Here is a 3132-nt window from a genome sequence, read left to right on the forward strand (position 1 = left end):
TAGAAATTTCCTCCTAGAAATTTTCTCCCTTTTACCTAAATTTTTTCAGGCCGACCACAGGAGTAGGAAGTGAAAATTTTTTCTCGAAGGAAGTCGAATATTTCTATCTAAAGAAAATGCTCTATTAGTTTCCTCCTAGAAATTTCCTCCTAGAAATTTTCTCCCTTTTACCTAAATTTTTTCAGGCCGACCACAGGAGTAGGAAGTGAAAATTTTTTCTCGAAGGAAGTCGAATATTTCTATCTAAAGAAAATGCTCTATTATTTTCCCCCTAAAAATTTCCTCCTAGAAATTTTCTCCGTTTTACCTAAATTTTGTCAGGTCAACTACAGGAGGGGAAAGTAAAACTTTTGTCTCGAAGGGAGTCGAATATTTCTATCTAGAAGAAATGCTCTATTAGTTTCCTCCTAGAAATTTTCCTCTTTTACCTAAATTTTGTCAGGTGAACCACAGGAGTGGGAAGTGCAACTTTTTTCTGGAAGGGAGTCGAATATTTCTATCTAGAGCAAATGTTCTATTAGTTTCCCCCTAGAAATTTATTCCTAGAAATTTTCCCCTTTTACCTAAATTTTGTCAGGTGAACCACAGGAGTGGGAAGTGCAACTTTTTTCTGAAAGGAAGTCGAATATTTCTATCTAAAGAAAATGTTTTATTAGTTTTCTCCTAGAAATTTTCTCCCTTGACCTAAATTTTGTCAGGTCAACTAAAGGAGCGGTAAGTAAAAATTTTTTCTGGAAGGGAGTCGAATATTTCTATCTAGAGGAAATATTCTATTAGTTTCCTCCTAGAAATTTCCTCCTAGAAATTTTCTTCCTTTTACCTAAATTTTGTCAGGTAAACCACGGGAGGAGAAAGTAAAACTTTTTTCTGGAAGGAAGTCGAATATTTCCATCTAAAGAAAATTCTCTATTAGTTTCCCCATAGAAATTTTTTCTCTGTAACTTTTTCCCTGTACCTTCTTACTTAATTTAATAATAATGAAGCAAATACTCAAAAACAAATTTATTATTTCGGTCTGGCAAATTTTTATCCTAGGCTTAATTTTTGGAATTTCCTATACCCAATATCCCCTATATACCTCAAATCAACATACTAAATTTTTACAAGGATTATCCAAAGCTAATTTAGGTGATTTAAACAAAGATTGGTTAGCTAATACATTAGATCCTCTACCTGCTTTTACTTTTTTGGTTAAAATCACTTATGCTTACCTCAATGAAAATTTTTTCTATTTTTATTACATCCTAATTTTTGGCATCTATGTTTATAGTATTCTTGGCATTGCCTCAGTAATTTTTAAAATTAATAGTTCCCGACTGAAGCTGCTAATTTACTTTCTCCTTATCCTGACTATCCACTGTCTACAAATCAGAATTTTTGAATTGAAAACTCATGTACATCTCCACTATGGTTTAGCAGAGCAATATATTCTCGGTGGATATTTTCAACCCTGTACATTTGGAGTATTAATTCTCTTTTCCATCTATGCTTTTCTGATAAAAAAACCTTTTTTAGCAGTCTTAGCTTTAGGGATAGCTGCAACTTTTCATCCCACATATCTGCCTAGTGCTGCTTTACTAACTTTAGCCTATATGATTGTCACCTATAAAAATGAAAATAATCTCCAAAAATTATTATTAATAGGTACATTTTCATTCATCTTAGTTTTGCCAGTAGTCAGTTATATGACTATTACTTTTAAACCCACATCTCCCGAACTTTTTCAAATATCTGAAAGTTTACTTGTCAATAGAATTCCTCATCATTCCTTTCCCGATATTTGGTTAACCGAACCTGCCGCTCCAATTCAGATTTTAGTAGTAGCGATCGCTCTCTATCTTCTGCGCAAAACCAAACTATTTTTTATCTTGTTTTTTCCTTTTGCCACAGCAATTATTCTGACAATAGTTCAATTTTTTTCTAGCAGCAATACTTTAGCATTTCTGACTCCGTGGCGAGTCTCTGCTTTTTTGGTTCCTATTTCTACTTGTATGATATTGGCTTATATTTTGGCTGTTGTTTTTGACAGGTATTATCTTTGGATTAGGCAATACAAAAAACCGATAGAAATTTTCTGTGTTGTAGCAATATATCTGTTCATTCTTTCGGGAGTGGGAATGCAATTAGAGAAACTAACTATTAATCGGGAAGATACACCAATTATTATGGAATATGTCAAAGAAAATAAACAACCAGGCGATACTTATTTAGTTCCTTATGCTTCTGGAAAATTTGTTGATTTTAGAATTGCCACAGGTGCGCCGATTTTAATTAATCTCAAGTCTCATCCCTACAAAGATATAGAAGTTATTGAATGGCACGACAGATTATTAATGGCACAACAATTTTATGATAATTCTGGTGTAGATAAATGTGAGGCTTTGCAGAATTTAATTGATAAATATAGGATAACTCATGTGATTGTTGAAAATGATAATTTTGTTAACTGTCTAGGAGTAGAAAAAATTTATATGGATAATTTATATCAGATTTATAAAGTAAAAGATATTTCAACTCCTCGTCAACAATCAACTTGAGAAAGTAGGTGATTTTTCCCATAGCTTTTCAAACTTATAACTAACTGGGAGCTAGCTGAATGTTTAGACAAATTTAAACTGTGAATATAGACGTTAATTTTCCAAAGTATATGACAAACGATTTCCCTTTTCCTTAATTCCAATTATCCGTGCATCCGTGGCAAAAATCCGTGTCTTGCCATTTTAAAGGTTTAGAAAGAGATTTCAACTCTGACTCAACAATCAACTTATGAAAGTAGGTGATTTTTCCCCTAGCTTTTCAAACTTATAACTAACTGCAAGCTAGCTGAATGTTTAGACAAATTTGAACTGTGAATATAGACGTTAATTTTCCAAAGTATATGACAAACGATTTCCCTTTTGCCTAATTCCAATTATCCGTGTATCCGTGGCAAAAATCCGTGTCTTGCCCTGCCTTCCTTATTATTTTAAATTAGAAAGATATTTCAACTCTGACTCAACAATTCTACTTATGAAAGTAGGTGATTTTTCCCCTAGCTTTTCAAACTTATAACTAACTGCAAGCTAGCTGAATGTTTAGACAAATTTGAACTGTGAATATAGACGTTAATTTTCCAAAGTATATGACAAACGA

At 32.6% G+C, this 3132-nt stretch carries 1 protein-coding gene; it reads left to right on the forward strand.

Annotation, left to right across the window (positions count from 1 at the left end; genetic code table 11):
* The first annotated feature begins 977 nt into the window (after positions 1–977).
* Positions 978–2537: a DUF6798 domain-containing protein gene (locus F6K40_RS39535; RefSeq protein WP_293145585.1), complete on the forward strand. Its 1560-nt coding sequence runs from the start codon at positions 978–980 to the stop codon at positions 2535–2537.
* Positions 2538–3132 lie beyond the last annotated feature (595 nt).

It is taken from the genome of Okeania sp. SIO3I5, assembly GCF_010672085.1.
GTDB lineage: Bacteria > Cyanobacteriota > Cyanobacteriia > Cyanobacteriales > Microcoleaceae > Trichodesmium.